The sequence below is a fragment of the Pengzhenrongella phosphoraccumulans genome, assembly GCF_045689905.1.
Taxonomy (GTDB): domain Bacteria; phylum Actinomycetota; class Actinomycetes; order Actinomycetales; family Cellulomonadaceae; genus Pengzhenrongella; species Pengzhenrongella phosphoraccumulans.
Map to the genome: position 1 here is coordinate 4,194,651 of NZ_CP144210.1, position 14,881 is coordinate 4,209,531.

16 protein-coding genes are annotated in these 14,881 nt (G+C 70.5%); 7 read left to right on the forward strand and 9 right to left on the reverse strand.

Annotated elements, in window-relative coordinates; genetic code table 11:
- Positions 1–18: 18 nt before the first annotated feature.
- The 6 genes from VTA80_RS19380 to VTA80_RS19405 form a co-directional block, all read right to left on the reverse strand.
- Positions 19–687 (reverse strand): GPP34 family phosphoprotein, encoded by a 669-nt coding sequence (locus tag VTA80_RS19380; protein ID WP_407342707.1) that lies wholly within the window; start codon positions 685–687, stop codon positions 19–21.
- Positions 688–740: 53 nt separating this feature from the next.
- The gene (locus tag VTA80_RS19385) at positions 741–1,553 is read right to left on the reverse strand and encodes an aldo/keto reductase (RefSeq protein WP_407342708.1); all 813 of its coding nucleotides are present in this window, start codon (positions 1,551–1,553) and stop codon (positions 741–743) included.
- Between the two features lie 100 nt (positions 1,554–1,653).
- Positions 1,654–2,727: a LacI family DNA-binding transcriptional regulator gene (locus VTA80_RS19390; protein WP_407342709.1), complete on the reverse strand. Its 1,074-nt coding sequence runs from the start codon at positions 2,725–2,727 to the stop codon at positions 1,654–1,656.
- A gap of 87 nt (positions 2,728–2,814) precedes the next feature.
- Positions 2,815–3,474, reverse strand: coding sequence for a GAP family protein (locus tag VTA80_RS19395; protein ID WP_407342710.1), 660 nt, complete (start codon positions 3,472–3,474; stop codon positions 2,815–2,817).
- 159 nt (positions 3,475–3,633) lie between these two features.
- The gene (locus VTA80_RS19400) at positions 3,634–3,888 is read right to left on the reverse strand and encodes a hypothetical protein (RefSeq protein ID WP_407342711.1); all 255 of its coding nucleotides are present in this window, start codon (positions 3,886–3,888) and stop codon (positions 3,634–3,636) included.
- Positions 3,825–4,520 (reverse strand): phosphotransferase, encoded by a 696-nt coding sequence (locus VTA80_RS19405; RefSeq protein WP_407342712.1) that lies wholly within the window; start codon positions 4,518–4,520, stop codon positions 3,825–3,827. Before VTA80_RS19405 ends, VTA80_RS19400 begins: the two co-directional genes overlap by 64 nt.
- A gap of 356 nt (positions 4,521–4,876) precedes the next feature.
- On the opposite strand from VTA80_RS19405, the gene VTA80_RS19410 reads away from it, so the two are divergent.
- A complete protein-coding gene (locus VTA80_RS19410; protein WP_407342713.1) occupies positions 4,877–6,361 on the forward strand; it encodes a hypothetical protein in 1,485 nt (494 codons plus the stop codon).
- A 167-nt stretch (positions 6,362–6,528) separates the two neighbouring features.
- Positions 6,529–7,836, forward strand: a complete 1,308-nt coding sequence (locus tag VTA80_RS19415; protein WP_407342714.1) for a hypothetical protein — start codon at positions 6,529–6,531, stop codon at positions 7,834–7,836.
- Here VTA80_RS19415 and VTA80_RS19420 read toward each other — a convergent pair.
- Positions 7,807–8,148, reverse strand: a complete 342-nt coding sequence (locus VTA80_RS19420) for a hypothetical protein (RefSeq protein ID WP_407342715.1) — start codon at positions 8,146–8,148, stop codon at positions 7,807–7,809. The two genes, VTA80_RS19415 and VTA80_RS19420, sit on opposite strands and share 30 nt — an antisense overlap.
- Between VTA80_RS19420 and VTA80_RS19425 the strand changes: the two genes are divergently transcribed.
- The 3 genes from VTA80_RS19425 to VTA80_RS19435 are packed head-to-tail and all read left to right on the forward strand — an operon-like array spanning position 8,147 to position 10,010.
- Positions 8,147–8,317 carry a hypothetical protein gene (locus VTA80_RS19425; RefSeq protein WP_407342716.1) on the forward strand — a complete coding sequence of 57 codons (171 nt, stop codon included), beginning with the start codon at positions 8,147–8,149 and terminating at the stop codon, positions 8,315–8,317. The two genes, VTA80_RS19420 and VTA80_RS19425, sit on opposite strands and share 2 nt — an antisense overlap.
- On the forward strand, positions 8,314–9,027 hold the full coding sequence (locus tag VTA80_RS19430; RefSeq protein WP_407342717.1) for a cytochrome b N-terminal domain-containing protein: 714 nt from the start codon (positions 8,314–8,316) through the stop codon (positions 9,025–9,027). Before VTA80_RS19425 ends, VTA80_RS19430 begins: the two co-directional genes overlap by 4 nt.
- Positions 9,027–10,010, forward strand: a complete 984-nt coding sequence (locus VTA80_RS19435) for a hypothetical protein (RefSeq protein WP_407342718.1) — start codon at positions 9,027–9,029, stop codon at positions 10,008–10,010. Before VTA80_RS19430 ends, VTA80_RS19435 begins: the two co-directional genes overlap by 1 nt.
- Here VTA80_RS19435 and VTA80_RS19440 read toward each other — a convergent pair.
- Positions 9,989–10,441, reverse strand: coding sequence for a YkvA family protein (locus VTA80_RS19440; RefSeq protein WP_407342719.1), 453 nt, complete (start codon positions 10,439–10,441; stop codon positions 9,989–9,991). The two genes, VTA80_RS19435 and VTA80_RS19440, sit on opposite strands and share 22 nt — an antisense overlap.
- Before the next feature lie 445 nt (positions 10,442–10,886).
- On the opposite strand from VTA80_RS19440, the gene VTA80_RS19445 reads away from it, so the two are divergent.
- Complete coding sequence (locus VTA80_RS19445; protein WP_407342720.1) at positions 10,887–13,034, forward strand: DEAD/DEAH box helicase; 2,148 nt, start codon at positions 10,887–10,889, stop codon at positions 13,032–13,034.
- A gap of 8 nt (positions 13,035–13,042) precedes the next feature.
- On the opposite strand, the gene VTA80_RS19450 is transcribed toward VTA80_RS19445, so the two are convergent.
- Entirely contained in the window at positions 13,043–14,020 is a 978-nt protein-coding gene (locus VTA80_RS19450; protein WP_407342721.1) for an SPFH domain-containing protein, read from the reverse strand.
- 201 nt (positions 14,021–14,221) lie between these two features.
- On the opposite strand from VTA80_RS19450, the gene VTA80_RS19455 reads away from it, so the two are divergent.
- Positions 14,222–14,857: a hypothetical protein gene (locus VTA80_RS19455; RefSeq protein ID WP_407342722.1), complete on the forward strand. Its 636-nt coding sequence runs from the start codon at positions 14,222–14,224 to the stop codon at positions 14,855–14,857.
- Positions 14,858–14,881: the final 24 nt, after the last annotated feature.

Sequence of the window (14,881 nt, forward strand, 5' to 3'; positions counted from 1 at the left end):
TCCGCGCGTCCTCGATCGTCAGGTCGCAGTGGCGGCACTCATCATGGCGGCGAGCACGGCGGCCTGGGTCGTGTGCACCGGACGCGAGACCGTGGCCGGTGTCGTGTTCGCGTCGGCAGTCGCCTGGGTGATGGCCTTGGCGCGGGCGTCGGCCTGCTTGCGGTGATGCTTGTCGACGACGTTGCGCACCATCGCGAGGGGTCGCAGCAACGAGATGAGCAGGGCCGTGTGGGCGTCGGGCTCGCCGCTGTAGACCAGGACGCGCTGCAGCCGCGCCCGCAGCTCGTGCTCGGGTGCGGGATCGACCTCCGGCCACTGCGAGGCGGCAACGAGGCCGAGCGCGGTGCGGCGCTCCTCGGTGAGCGCTCCACGCTCGGCCAGCGATGTGCCGACCTGGGTGCGCAGAGGCGCGAGGGCGGGGGGCAGCTGGGTCAGCCAGTACTGCGCGGACCGGGGCTCGCCGCTCGCGAGCAGCTCGGTCAGGGCTGCGCTCAGGGGCGGGTGGGAGGCGGTGCCCGCGACGCCGACGACCGTCTTCCCCTTGGTGACGACCAGCCCCTCGGCGGCCAGGTCGAGCAGGAGGGCACCCGCGAGCCCGTTGTCCAGCGCGAGGGTGGCGCCGGGCCTGTCGGGCTCGTCGTCGTGCGTGAGCAGGAAGAGCTCCTCAGAGAGCGTCATTGCAGTCATGTGCCGACCTTGGCACGGCTCGGTCGCCCGTACCCGGGACTCCGTGCGGTTGTTCAGGCCGTGGTGTCGGTCAGGCTGTCGAGGAACTCCATGTCCGCGGCCGAGATCTCGAAGTCGATGGCGGCGTTCTCGCTCATCCGCGCGGGCGTGGTCGTCTTCGGCAAGGGCAGCGCGCCCTTCTGGAGCACGTAGCGGATGCACAGCTGCGCGACCGTCCGTCCGTACCTTTGCGCCACTGCGAGGACCTCGGCATTTCCCAGGATGGCTCCGGTCGCCAGGGGGGAGTAGCCCTCGACGACGATGCCGTTCGCCTGGCAGTACGCGGTGACCTCCGGCTGCGTGTGACCGATGAAGAACCTGATCTGGTTCACCTGGGGCGTCACGCGTGCGCCGTCGAGCAGCGCGGTGAGGTCGGCGACCGTGAAGTTGGAGACGCCGATCGCCCGGGCGCGCCCGGCGTCGTGGATCTCCTCCATGGCGCGCCACGCCTGCGCGTTGCCGGCGCGATGGTCGGTGCCGATCGCGGACCAGGGCCAGGGTGCGTGGATCAGGTAGAGGTCGACATACTCCGTGCCCAGTGCGGCGAGGGACTCCTCGAAGCTGGCGGCGGCCCCGTCGTAGGACTTCACCTCGGCCGGCAGCTTGGTGGTGAGGAAGATCTCGGCGCGGGGGATGCCGCTGTCGGCGATCGCGCGGCCGACGCTCGCCTCGTTGCCGTACGCGCGAGCGGTGTCGATGTGGCGGTACCCCGCCGCGAGCGCTGCGGCGACCGCGTCGTAGGCGGCCGACCCGTCGGGGATCTGCCAGGTGCCGAAGCCGACCGAGGGGATCTGGTCGCCGGTGGCGAGGGTGAAGTGCGCAGCCATGGGGTTCTCCTTCAGTCCGGCGACCTCGGGCGGTCGCACACCACACCGTGCAGGTTACGTGGTCGATTCGAGGGGCTGGTCGCCGACGCGGGGCCTGAGATCAGGTCCGACGCCGACGTACGGGGAGCTGACGGACCGGCCCGGTGCTCTCGCGGATCACCGTCTCGGTCGGCAGGACGACGTGCTCGCCGGCGGGGGCCGAGCCGTCCCGGATGCGAGCGATCGCCGTGATCAGCGCGGCAGCGGCGGCGTGGCCCTTGGCTGCCACGTCCTGACGCACGGTGGTCAACGTGGGGTGCATGCGGCGGGCCACCGGGCTGTCATCGAAGCCCGCGACCGAGACGTCGTCGGGTACCCGGAGGCCGAGGGACTGAGCTCCCTCGATGACCCCGCGGGCGAGGGCATCGCTGAGGCACACGATCGCGGTGACGGGCTCTGGCGTGTCCAGGATGCGGCGGGCGCTGTCGAAGCCCGCCGAGAACTCCGAGTAGGGCTGCTGGACCAGGATCGTCTGGACCCCTGCGGGTTCGAGCGCGTCGAGCCAACCAAGCATCCGCTGCCGGGCGATGAAGGAGCTCGCGGTGGGGAGCAGGTCCGTGAGGAGGCCGTGCGGGCCGGCGAGGCTCGCCGTCACGATCGCGACCCGGCGGTGGCCCAGGTCGACGACGTGCTGGGCCAGGTCGCGGGCGGCGCCACGGTCGTCGATGTTGATGCAGGTGAAGCCCGCGACCGGTTCCTGATCGACGAAGACCAGTGGGATCCGCCGTCGCACCAGCCAGTCGACGGCCGGTGAGTCGGTCTCGCACGAGTACACCAGCGCGCCGTCCATCGCGACGTCCCGGGCGGGGATGACGTCGTCGCGGCTCGAGGAGGTCAGCAGGGTCAGCGCCAGCCCGGTGGGCGCGAGCTGCGCGGCGATCGCCCCGAGGAACTCCGCGGCCACCTCGTCGGTGAAAGCGGGGGTCAACGAGTCCGTCAGCAGCACCCCGATGGCGCCGGTGGCGCCGCGGGCCAGGGCCCGTGCGGCCGGGTCGGGGCCGGCGTAGCCCAGGGCGTCGGCCGCCGCGAGGATCTGACGGCGCAGATCCGGGGAGAGCTGGTCGGGGCGGGAGAACGCGTTCGACACGGTCATGCGGCTCACGCCGACCTGGTCGGCGATCGTCTGGAGCGTCACTCTGGCCAGGCGTTGTGATCGCTGCGTTGCCACTGGGGCAACCTACGGCATGGGCTGTGGCGCCCCGGCTGCAGGCTCGGCGTGGGGTTAGCGGGTGACCAGGCCCACGACGCCCTTCGTGATCAAGACGACAGCGACCACGGTGAGGACAACAGTCAGGAGCTCCTGGCCGTGCGCCACCAGCCAGGCGCGCCAGCGCTGGTGGATGGCAGGGGCGTCCTGGGGGCGTATCGCCATGAGCAGCAACGGAGCCGCGACTCCAGCGGAGGCGACGAGGACGAACAGGAACAGGTCGAGTGCGGCTCGGCCGGACGGTAGTCCGGCTTGGATGACGTTGCCGACAGCCGCGACGACGATCGCGTAGTTGGGCAGGAACGCGCCGAGGGCGAACGCCGACACCGGCGACATCGAGTCCAGTCGCCCCATCCACCTCGGCTGGGCATCCGGCTTCGTGGTGACCGGACGTCGCGATCGCACGAGCAGCCAGCCTGCGAGCGCCACCCCTGCGGCAATCTGCACCCCGCTCACCCACGACGCGCCTGCCGCAACCTTCGGCGAGGCCGGATAGAGAGCGAGCGTGGCGATCGCCACGACGGCCAGAGCCAGCACCCAGCCGGCGACGAAGGCCGTCGCTCTCGCGGCACCACCCTCGGACGCGACGAGCAGAACTGCGGCCAGCACCGACCAGGGCTGCACCGCCAGCGCCAGTGCGAGCAGCAGCAGTGTCAGCATCGAGGCAACGTCCATGGGGCCCCTTCCTTGTCGCGACCACCGAGATCCCAGCGTGGGCCGCTGAGCGAGCTCATGCCGGGGTGGCCCGGTGTGCGGCTCGGGGCGGTGGAGCACCTGCGGGGAGTCTGGCGGTTGAGGGCCGCGGGCGCGACCTCATGTGACGCCGCCACCCGGTCAGTCGGCGAGGACCTGCGCGAGGGCGTGGGCGCCCAGGACGGCGAACGGTGGATCGTCGTCGGAGTGCGCAAGGAGCGCGACCGCGAGAACCAGCGCCCACCCGCGCGCCCGCTGCCACGTGTCGTGATCCGTGCCGCACAGGCGGGTGACCTGGTCCTGGAATCGGCGCCGTCCGGACGCGTCGAACGTCATCCACGCGGTCGCGAGGTCGGTTGCAGGGTCGCCGGCCGTGATGTCGCCGAAGTCCAGCACGGCCTCCAGCGTGCCCTCGGGGTCACGAGCAGGTTGGCCGGATGGAGATCCCCGTGCAGCCAGAGCGGCGGGCCGGGCCAGGTCGGGACGTCGAGCAGCTGCTCCCAGAGCCGACGGACCACCTCGGGCTCCGGGACCGATCCGCTCGCGATCCGCTCGTGGACGGCGGCGTCCCGGGTCGCGAGCGGTCCCCCTCGGAACGGGTTCGCCGGGGCGTCCGACGGCGCCCGGACGTGCAGCCGGGCGACGAACTCGGCGAGGGGGTGCGCCAGTGTCGCGCGAGCGGCCGGCGCGCGCGCCGTGGCCGGCCGGCCGGCGAACCACGGCACCACGCTCCACGCCCACGGGAACGCCGCGGACGGCACACCGACCCGGACGGGAGCGGGAACGCCGACGCCGAGGTGCGGCCCGAGCACCGGCAACCAGCGCTGCTCGTGGTCGACGAGGACCGCCGCGACCTCACGCCGGGGCAGGCGGACGGCGAGATCGTCGCCCAGCCGCACGATCGTGTTGTCCCAGCCGTGCGGGCCGGCACTCAGCGGCAGGTCGGCCAGGTCCGGGTGCTGCTCGGTCAGGAGCAGCCGCACGAGGGTGGTGGTCACGTCGATCTCGGCAGCGGGTCTGTTCCCCATGCTCCCTCTCGTGTCGTCTCGGACCTCACGGCCAGGCGGGCGACTGAGCCTATCGGGCGCGCGGGGGCCCTCAGCGGGCGCGGTCGGGTCGGTGCGTTCCTGGTGCGCGGTTTCCGCCCGGGGACTTCAATGAGTGGTTAGCGTCGTTCCGGCGGGCTGGTCAGCGAGGGATCGCGACGGGCCGGCCGCGCGGGTCAGACCAAGGTGCTGGGGGTGAAGTGGTGCGCGTCGGGGCAAGCCGCACGGCCTTTCGACCGCTGGATTCAGCCGCACCGGGCACGATGGACCGCGCGTTGGATCGGGCGGGGGCTCGTCGGCCGTCACAATCGGGCTGGCTGATTCTGCTGGTCGGGCTCATGGCATTCGCGGCCCGGCTGTGGCCCGTCATGGTCGCCGGGACGTTGCGCGGTGTCCAGGGGTATGACGACGGCGTGCACCTCGCCGTCGCCCAGCGCCTGATCGCCGGGGTGCTCCCGTACCGCGATGAGGTCTTTCTGCACCCGCCGGGGATAGCCGTGCTGCTCGCTCCGTTCGCTGCCCTGGCGGGGCCGCTGGGGGACTCGTGGTCCCTCGTGCTGGCCCGGTTGCTGTTCATGGGGCTGGGCGCGGTGAACGCGATGCTCATCGTGCGGATCTTGGTGCCGCGCGGGCTGCTCGCTGCCATGGTCGGCGGGGGCGCCTACGCGCTGGGCGGCATCACGGTCGCGGCCGAGCACACGGTCTTCCTGGAGACTCCGATCAATCTGGGTCTGCTGGTGGCGCTGGCCGTGCTCGCCCGGGCCGGCACCGGGTTGCCTGCGCGGTCACCGTCGGTCACTCGGGCCTTGGCGGTCTCGGGGTTGGCGCTCGGGCTCGCGGTCACGTTCAAGATCTGGGTGGTGCTCGACGTCGTCGTGCTCGGCGCCCTGGTCCTGTCCCGCTGGGGCCTGCCCGCGCTCGGCCGCTGGCTCGCGTGGTGCGCGGCCGGGGCGGCGCCCCTGCTGCTTCCCTTCTTCGTCGCGTCGCCGGGAAAGATGGTGTTCGACGTGCTCTCCGCTCAGAGCGGTCGACCGTTGCAGGCCAAGGGGCTGCTCGAGCGGCTCGGTGCGGTCGGGCTCGCGGGGGATCTGCACGTCTCCTCGATCGGGCTCGTGGCCGCACTCATCGCTGTCCCGCTACTCGTCGGCACCCTCGCTCCGCTGGTGGTGATGCTCTGGCGCCGGATCCCTGCGGTGCGGTGGCCGGATCCGGTCTGGTGGGGCCTGCTGGTGGGTCTCCAGATGGCGGCGATCGCGGCTGCTCCGAGCTTCTACTCCCACTACCTCGCCTTTGTGGCTCCCGGGTTGTGCCTCATGCTCGGGGCGGGGACGGGGCTCGTGGCCGCAGCGGTGCGCCGGCGGGGAGGACGCACCGCCCGAGCCGGGAGGGGCCTGATCGCCGGGGTGGCGGTCGCCGTCGGCCTCGCGCTGGTCTCCGCGACCGCACCCCTGCCGATGAGCGGCCGGGTCGACCAGGACGCACTTGCCGAGTTCGCCGCGCGCCACGACTGCCTGTGGGTGCGCAATCCGTCGTACCTCCAGCTGGCGGATGCCACCGCCCGCCAGATCGAGCGTCGCTGCCCCGCCACCATGGACCTGGTCGGGGCCTGGCTCGTGTTCACCGCCGGTGGCGCCGTGCCCGGTTCGCGGGCGTCGAGCCTGGACGACCTGGCCCTGGAGCAGCTCGCAGCGAGTGATGGCGCGCTGCTCGCAGCGGGGCACCCGACCCAGGGTCTGGGTCCGAAGTCTCAGGCCTATCTCTCGGCGCACTTCGCACGAGCTGGACACACCGGCCAGATCGAGATGTGGGCGAGGACACGGTGACCGGCGCGGAGGGGGCACCCATGGCCGGCGACTGCTCCGTTAGGGTCCGTACGCGTCGTCGTCTACGCGGGGGGAAACTCATGGCTGTCCGGGAGCGCTCTGTGCGCCCATCTGGAGCTTCCGAGACCGGTGCTCCGACGCCGGGGCTCTCCGCCGTGGTTCTCGCGGTGGCCGCGACTGTCCGGCGCGTCGTGTCCGGGTGGGTCGACTCGCGCCGAGCCTTGTGGGTCGCGTTCGTGGTGACTCACGGGTGGCTCGCGCTGGTCGGGGTCGTGCTGATGCCCCGCAAGGCGTTCTTCGACCTCGAGCTGTATCGCACCTGGGTCGGGGCGGGCTTGCACGGAGGTTCGTGGCCTGTGCTCGACGCCCCGTTCGTGTACCCGGTGGGTGCGCTTGTCCCGATGCTCGTCCCGGCGGTCGTCAGCACGACGTCAACGGTCGCCTACGCGCTCGGCTGGTGCCTCCTGGTCACGGGGCTGGACGCGATCGCGGTGCGCGCGCTCGCCCGCCGGGGCGGCGCGCGCGGCGCGTGGTGGTGGCTGGGCTTCCTCGTCCTGCTGGGCCCGATCGCGATGGGGCGCCTCGACGCCGTCGTCGCACCGGTCGTCGTCGTCGCGCTCCTCGCAGCGGCCACCCGACCGCGGGTGGCGGCCGCCGCGCTGACGGCAGCCGCGTGGGTCAAGGTCGCCCCGGGGGTGCTCCTGATTCCGTTGGTCCTGATCGTGCGCCGACCCGTGCGCGACGTCGTCGTGCCCGCCGCCCTGGTCTGCGCCGGAGTCATCGGCGCCGTGGCCGCCGGTGGCGGGCTGCGGTTCGTGACGAGCTTCCTCACCGCTCAGGACACCCGCGGGCTGCAGGTCGAGGCGGTGGTGGCCACTCCGTGGGCGCTCGCGGCACTCGTGCGGCGGGACGTGTGGATAGTCCTGAACGCCGAGCTGTCGACGTGGGAGATCGTCGGCCCTGGCACTGCGACCGCCGCTCGTGCGCTTGACATCGTGCTCCCCCTGGCGGTTGCGGGCCTTGCACTACTGATCTGGCGGGCGCGTCACCTGTCTGTCCCCGACCGGCTGATCTGGGGGTCTCTCGCCATGCTCACGTTGCTCATCGTGGTGAACAAGGTCGGCTCACCGCAGTACATCGGCTGGCTCGCCCCGCCCATCGCGGTCGCGCTGGGAACGGGCCGGACTGGCACCCGCACCGACGCAGACGTCCCGCCCCGCGCGCTGCCGCGCCTGGCGGGCGCGGTGTGGGGGATCGCCGCCCTCACGCAGGTGGTGTTCCCCTTCGCCTACGGCCGGCTGCTGCGCAGCGACGTGCTGATCACCGGTGTTCTCGCTGCCCGCAACGTCGCTCTCGTGGCGCTGCTCGCAGGCGCGATCGTCGTGCTCGCGCGGGGGGCCCGGATAGGGGAAGGCGTCCTCGCGAGCCCCCTGGACGACATCCCGCTACACGACGACCCGGCCGTTCGCGTGTGACGATGCCGGTCCCGCAGGCGGCATCGGTGCAGGTGAGCCGAACAGTGGCCGTCGGCCTCGCTCGGACCGCAGCGGGTCGATGACCATCACGATCCCGAGGATCGCCGCCGCCAGCGCCACCGAAGCGGTGACGTCCGTGAACCAGTGGTATCCGAGGCACAGCCGGCTCGTCGTGCGACCGTCGTGGCGCTGCGAATAATTCCGCGCCAGAATGTTTGTGGATTGGATCACCGAAACGGCCTCGCGGCGAGCCGTGGGCGCTAGTTTCGGAGGATCGCGCAGTCCTGACCAGCGGGGATAGGGGTCGTTCATGTCGGTGATGATGCAGGTGTCGTCGGAGGTACCGCGGTACTTCAGTTGGGGCTGGGTGTCGGTCTCGCTGCCCAACCTCATCGTCATCGTTGCGTTGGCCACGGTGTTCGTGCTCGCCCTGGTGCTGCCCTTCCCGAAGGACCGCAGCGAAGGTCGGGACGACTCGTGAGCGCCGACACCGAGCCCCAGGCGCCGGCCGCGCCCGCTCCGGTCCCGGCCACGACCTGGATCGGTCGGGCCCGCGAGTACCTCGAGCGTGAACTTCCCTACGAGAAGCTGCTGCCCGAGACGCAGCCCGCCTACGTGGCGTCGTGGATCTACGTGTTCGGGGTGCTGACCCTCGCCGCACTGGCGATGATCATCGCCTCCGGGGCGGTCCTCGCCTTCCAGGGGCCTTCCTGGTACCACCTGTCGAGCACCGGGCTGTTCTTCAACAGCCTGCACTTCTGGTCGGTGCAGCTTTTCTTCTTCTTCATGGTCATCCACCTGGTGGGCAAGTTCTTCATGGCGGCCTGGCGAGGCAACCGTGCCAAGACCTGGATCACCGGCGTGCTCGCGTTCGTCATCTCGATCGGTGCCGGCCTGACCGGTTACCTGCTCCAGACGAACTTCGACTCGCAGTGGATCGCCTTCGAAGCGAAGGACGGGCTCAACGCGTCCGGGATCGGGGCCTGGTTCAACGTGGCCAACCTCGGTCAGGTGATGATGATCCACGTCTTCCTGATCCCCGCCGTGATCGCGGTGATCGTCGTGGTTCACCTGCTCCTGGTGCGGGTGCACGGGGTCGTGCCGCCGATCGACGCGGCCCTGGTCGAGGACACCAGACGACCCCCCGCTCGACACGCCCACGAGGCTGCCGAGACGAAGGACGTGCTGTGATGGCGACCAGGTCGTACCAAGAGACGTTGGAGCGTGAGCCCTGGACGGGGCCCAAGCGGCGCTACGACATCCTCAAGGAAGGCGCGATCGCGACCGTTGTCGTGATGCTGCTGACGGTCGTGCTCGCGGCGATCTTCTCCTCACCCGACGACCCGGCCCTGACCTTGCAGGGTTGGGCCAAGAGCGCGCCGGACAACCTGTACGCGACTGCGGTCGCGGAGCTCGCCGGCACGTCCGACTCGGCCACCTACGGGCCGCCCTACAACAACGGCGGAGACGGCCAGGCCCTGGGGCCGATCACGCCGCAGAAGTGGATGGGCGTTCATCAGCCGGTCGACCCGGCGAACGACTTCGTCATCATCCCGCTCGGCACCCAGGACCAGCCGTCGGCCACCGCCGCGGCCCTGACGAAGTGGACCACCGCCGACGCCACCCAGCAGGCGGCCTGGGCCACCGCCTACGACACCGCTCTGAACGACCCAGCGGGTGCGGACGGGGACCCGACCGCGGTGCCCGACGGCGACTACGGGCCGGTGCCAGCGCTGGCCGACGGTCTCGTCGCGATGGCCGCGTCCGGCACCCTTGACGGGGTTCTGGCCGCTCCGGGTCAGTTCTTCAACACCGACACGACCAAGCAGATCCTGTTCCTCGGGGACGGCTCCTACCTCGACGACGCCGGGACCGCGAACCACCTCCAGGGCAACACCGGGGGAATGATGAACGAGACGGGCAACTTCCCGGGCCAGCAGTGGCTCGCGCCGTTCTCGTTCTGGTACCAGCTGCCCCTGTTCAACAGCGAGGCGGAGACAGGCTTCGCCGCGACGTTGACGGCCAACGGTGACATCTACATCCTGGCCATCATCGGACTTCTCGTCCTGGTGGTGATCCTGCTGCCCTTCATCCCGGGCCTGAGGTCCATCCCACGGGTCATTCCCGTGCACAAAGCCGTCTGGCGGGACTACTACCGGAACAAGCCTCGCTGATCGGTCTCGCCGTCACGGCGATGCGGCTGCGTCCCAGCGAGCCGGGGTGGCCCGAGCAGGCGTTCCATCAGGTGCGGGTCACCGGGCCAGGCATCGATGAGCACCTGCCGCGGAACGCACCGCGCGGCATACCGCAACGCGAGAGCGACGACCACGACGTCGTCCAGGGGACCGATCACGGGCAGGAACTCCGGGATCAGGTCGATCGGCGACATGACCCACAGGCCCGCAAAGGCGACCGCGATCTTCGCCCGGCGGGGCACAGCCGGATCGTGACGCAGCCGCCGCACCGTGGTCACGCAGGCCGGGAGGAATCTCGCCAGCTCCTTGGCCGTCCCTTCGGGTAGGTGCCGAGCGGCCATGATCAACGTCGCCCAGGTCCCGGCCATCACCGCAACGGCGATGGCGAGCCCACCCAGCCAGTCACTCATCGCCGACCACCTCCAGAAGAATTGCCTCTATTGTTCCTCCGGCTGGTCGAGCATCCGCTTGTCCCGTTCTACACTTTAGACGCGGTGCGACCGTGTGAGCGGTACGCCGCTGGGGTCTGCCCACGGCAGGACTCGGGACGTGACGCGCGATCGGTATCCGGCCCGACTCGGCCGCGGTGCCCGGCGGGACGCCTGGTTCACCGGCGATCGAGCAGTGCCACGACCGTGCGCCCGCCGTGGTTCAGCGAGACGTCTAGCGGGTGTCGCCATCGCCGCGATCACGTGTCGGCGGCCGGCGCAGACGGGGACGCTGCGCGGTGGCTTGCCGCCCGATCTCGGGTTGCCTGCAGCACGGAACGCGTGGCTCGACGCCCACCCGGGCCCGGGCAGACGTGGACCGAACCTGCACCGCAGTTGCGGTGCGGATGTGCGAGAAGGAGGAGCTGTGGCACGACCACGCCAACGCCGGTCCGGTGGCGCGCGCACTGATCCCGGCGCTCAGCGGCACCATGCGCCGAGGCTCGCCGAGCAGGGGATCATCCCGGTGCTCGCCGAGGTCGCCCGCGACGTCGACCGTGCGGTGCAGCGCCCCCCGACGCGGCCGGCCGTGCGCACGAAGTTCCAGGTCGTGGCCCTGCTCGTGCGGGAGGAACGGGCCCGGGTGATGTCCGATGGCGGCTCGACCGAGTCGGTGCGCGCCAAACAGCTCAAACGGCTGGACGGGGTGGCGACGCTGCTGGCCAGGACCGCTGCCAGGGACACCTCGCTGCTCGAGCTGCTCGCCGAGGATGCTCGGGTCTCCCACGCGGCACGCGCGTTCAAGGCGTCCGTGATGCGCGCTGGGGGGTTGGAGCCACCCGAGGAGCCCGCGCCTGCCGCGCCTGTTGCGCCGACGCCCGGGGCCGAGAGTCAGGTGGTGCCCCGGTCGGTGATCTCGCGCCAGCTCGCGAACCCGTTCCTGGCTCCGGACTTCGCGGCCGCTGCCGAGCGGATCGCTCCGCGTGCCCGCCGACTTGCCGGCTGGGAGCTCCTCGAGCCGCTCTTCAGGTCGTTTGAGGAGGCCGCGACCGGCGCACCCGCCTGCATGTCGCTGCCGGGGGCCCGTCCGGTGTTCACTCCTCCGGGTCGGGAGCTGATGCCGCACCAGGCCCAGGTCGTCGCGGCTACGGCCGCCGGCCATCGCACGTTCCTCCTCGCCGACGAGCCCGGGCTCGGCAAGACCGCGCAGGCGCTGCTCGCCGCCCAGATGGCCGATGCCTACCCGCTGCTGGTCGTGGTGCCGAACGTGGTGAAGACGAACTGGGCGAACGAGGTCCGGCTGTGGACACCGTCGCGCCGGTCCACGGTGATCCACGGCGACGGTGACCGGGTCGACGGGTTCGCGGACATCGTGATCGTGAACTACGAGCTCCTGGACCGCCACATCGGCTGGCTCGGCGACTTCGGCTTCCGCGGCATGGTCGTCGACGAGGCGCACTTCATCAAGAACAAGAGCTCTCAGCGCTCCCAGCACGTCTTGGCGCTCTCCGAGCGGATCCGCGCCCGGACCTCCCGACCGCTGCTGATGGCGCTCACCGGTACCCCGCTGATCAACGACATCGAGGACTTCCGGGCGATCTGGCAGTTCCTCGGCTGGATCGACGACACCAAGCCGCTCGGCGCGTTGCAGACCGCCCTCGAGAATTCCGGGCTCACCCCTGCAGACCTCGGGTTCTACGCTGCGGCGCGAGCCAGCGTGATCAACATGGGTATCGTGCGTCGCCGCAAGGTCGACGTGGTCGCCGACATCCCCGCCCGTCGGGTGGCGGACCTGCCCGTCGAGCTCGACGGCGCGGCCGGCCGCTCGATCCGCGCCGCCGAGGACGCGCTCGCCCGCGGGCTGCTCAGGCGCTACCGGTCTGCCCTGGAGATGCGAACCGGCGGCGCCGTCGTCGACGGGATCGACTACGAGCTCGCTCGCCGGGTGGCGGCGGCGGAGCTCAAGGACTCGAGCTCGCAGACCGGCGGCGAGAACGTGTTCACGATGGTCCGCCGGATCGGCCAGGCCAAGGCCGGGCTGGCGGCCGACTACACCGCGCAGCTCGCCCGCAACGTCGGCAAGGTCGTGTTCTTCGCCAAGCACGTCGACGTGATGGATCAGGCCGAGCAGACGTTTGCGCAGCGCGGGATTCGCTACGCCTCGATCCGGGGCGACCAGACGCCCAAGGCCCGTGAGAAGAACATCGCCGCGTTCGTGAACGACCCCGACGTGTCGATCGTGGTGTGCTCCCTGATGGCCGCGGGGGTGGGGCTCAACCTTCAGGTCGCCTCCAACCTGGTGCTGGCCGAGCTGTCCTGGACCGACGCCGAGCAGACTCAAGCGATCGACCGGATCCATCGGATCGGTCAGACCGAGCCGGTCACCGCCTGGCGGATCATCGCCGCGCAAACCATCGACTCGAAGATCGCCAAGCTGATCGACAGCAAGTCGGGACTGGCTGCCCGGGCGCTGGACGGCGCGTCGAACGAGGAGATCACCTCGTCCACGACGGTGCAGCTCGAAGCCTTGGTCGAGCTGCTCACCGACGCGCTCGCCGCCGAGGGTGTGGGCTGATCCGTCGGCTAGGGGTTCGGCGCTGACGCCCCGGGGACGACGACGGCGGAGCCTCCGCCCGGCCAGCAGCTGAAGCCGATGGGGATTGCCTGACCCTTGGACACCATCTCACCCAGCAGGTCCATGCATTTGGACACCAGCACGTTCGGGTCTTGGGAGACGGACTTGGACAGCGTCTGGTTGGCCAGTGCCTGCTGCTCTGCGGTGATGACGGATTGCTCCGCGATGCGGGTCTGGGCCACCTGGGCGAGTAGCGCGTTGACCTTGCTCTGAGTGTTCTCGTCATAGTGGACCACCGGGATGATCACCGACAGCACGTTGATCTCAGAGCCGATCTGGGCGCGGATCTGGTCGACCACGTCGCTGGACAGCGTCGCGAGGCCGGGGGAGGTCGAGTTGCCGTCCTTGTCGATCGCCAGGGGGTCGTACTTCTCGAACACCGCGTTGAGGGCGGCGTTGAGGTCGCGTGTGACCAAGCTGTCGCGGACGTTGTCGAAGTCGCGGTAGTCGCGGAAGAGCCCGTCGGCGGCCCGCTCCTCGATGCGCCAGCGGATCGAGGTGTCGACGCAGGCAGTCGCCTGGTGGGCGATGCGGACGGTGATGCAGCTGAAGGCGCCAGTGTCCTTGACGTGATTGTCGGTCTGGATTGCGGCGTCCATCTCGGTGACCTTGTTCCACGGCTGGATCAGGTGGAAACCATTGGAGAAGCTGCCGACCGGGCGCCCGAACGAGGTTTCGATGCCCACGTTCTTGGTCGAGACGATCGTCGCGGAGCTGAAGAACAGAAAGGTCAGCGCCAGGACGAGCGCGCCGACGGAGGTCCAGCCGGCCACCTTCGTGCCGGAGCGTGGCTTCGCGGGCTTGGAGTGGCCTTCGTCGTCGTCCGTCGGCGGAGCAGGAGCGCGACGGCGGGCGGTCAGCCAGACGACAAGGGAGACGGCGGCGACGAGGAGCAGGAGCAGAGACATCACGAAGAGGCCGGGCACGGAGGTCGCTCTCTGTCAGCGGGCTGCCCGGCGCAACTGCCGGGCGCAGCGAATCGTGCCAGAACTCAGCCCTCGCCACCGACGAATCGCTGCTCGTCCGCACACCAGGGCGGTCGGGCTCCGAAAAGGGCGGGGCAGCACCTGGTCGACAACGCGCGCAACTCGGCGGGGCGATCGACCCAGGCGGATAGGTTGACCTGCATGCCGGAGACGATCGAGGACTACTACGAGCGGGTCGCGGAAGCGGCCGACGCTGAAGGCCGCCTGGCGGCCAATGCCGAGATTCAGTCCTGGGAGGTCTTCCCCTTCGAGTCAGAAGGCCTGCGGCTGAAACCCCTTGAACCTCTTGCCCACGCCGAAGCGCTCCGTCACGGGGAAGGCGGGATTGCGTGCAGCGCCTGCTACCAGGGCGACGAACCCCACTCGGGTGCGGTCGACGTCTGGCGCGACGATCACTGGCGCATCGCAGCAAGCGAGCCCACCGGCGCCCCGTTGATCCTCATCCTCTCGCCGCACGCCCACCATGACTTCACGATGCTTCCCATGAATCTCGCCGCCGAGATGGGGCAGATCATGGTCGCTCTCGGAGCTGCCATCGAGGCCTTGCCCAGTGTCGCTCGCGTCCACGTCAGCAAGTGGGGTGACGGCGGAGAACATGCACACGTCTTCTTCTACGCCCGACCGACCCGGATGCCGCAGCTTCGGGGCACGATGATGGCGGTCTGGGACGACTACCTGCCTGCCATCCCGTGCGACGTCCGAGATGCCAATGCCCGCGCCGTCGTGCGGGTTCTAGTCCGTGCCTACGGCGGGCGCGCCCTCGGACCGGCCGCCTGACTGCACCTGGGCAGGGTTGATCCA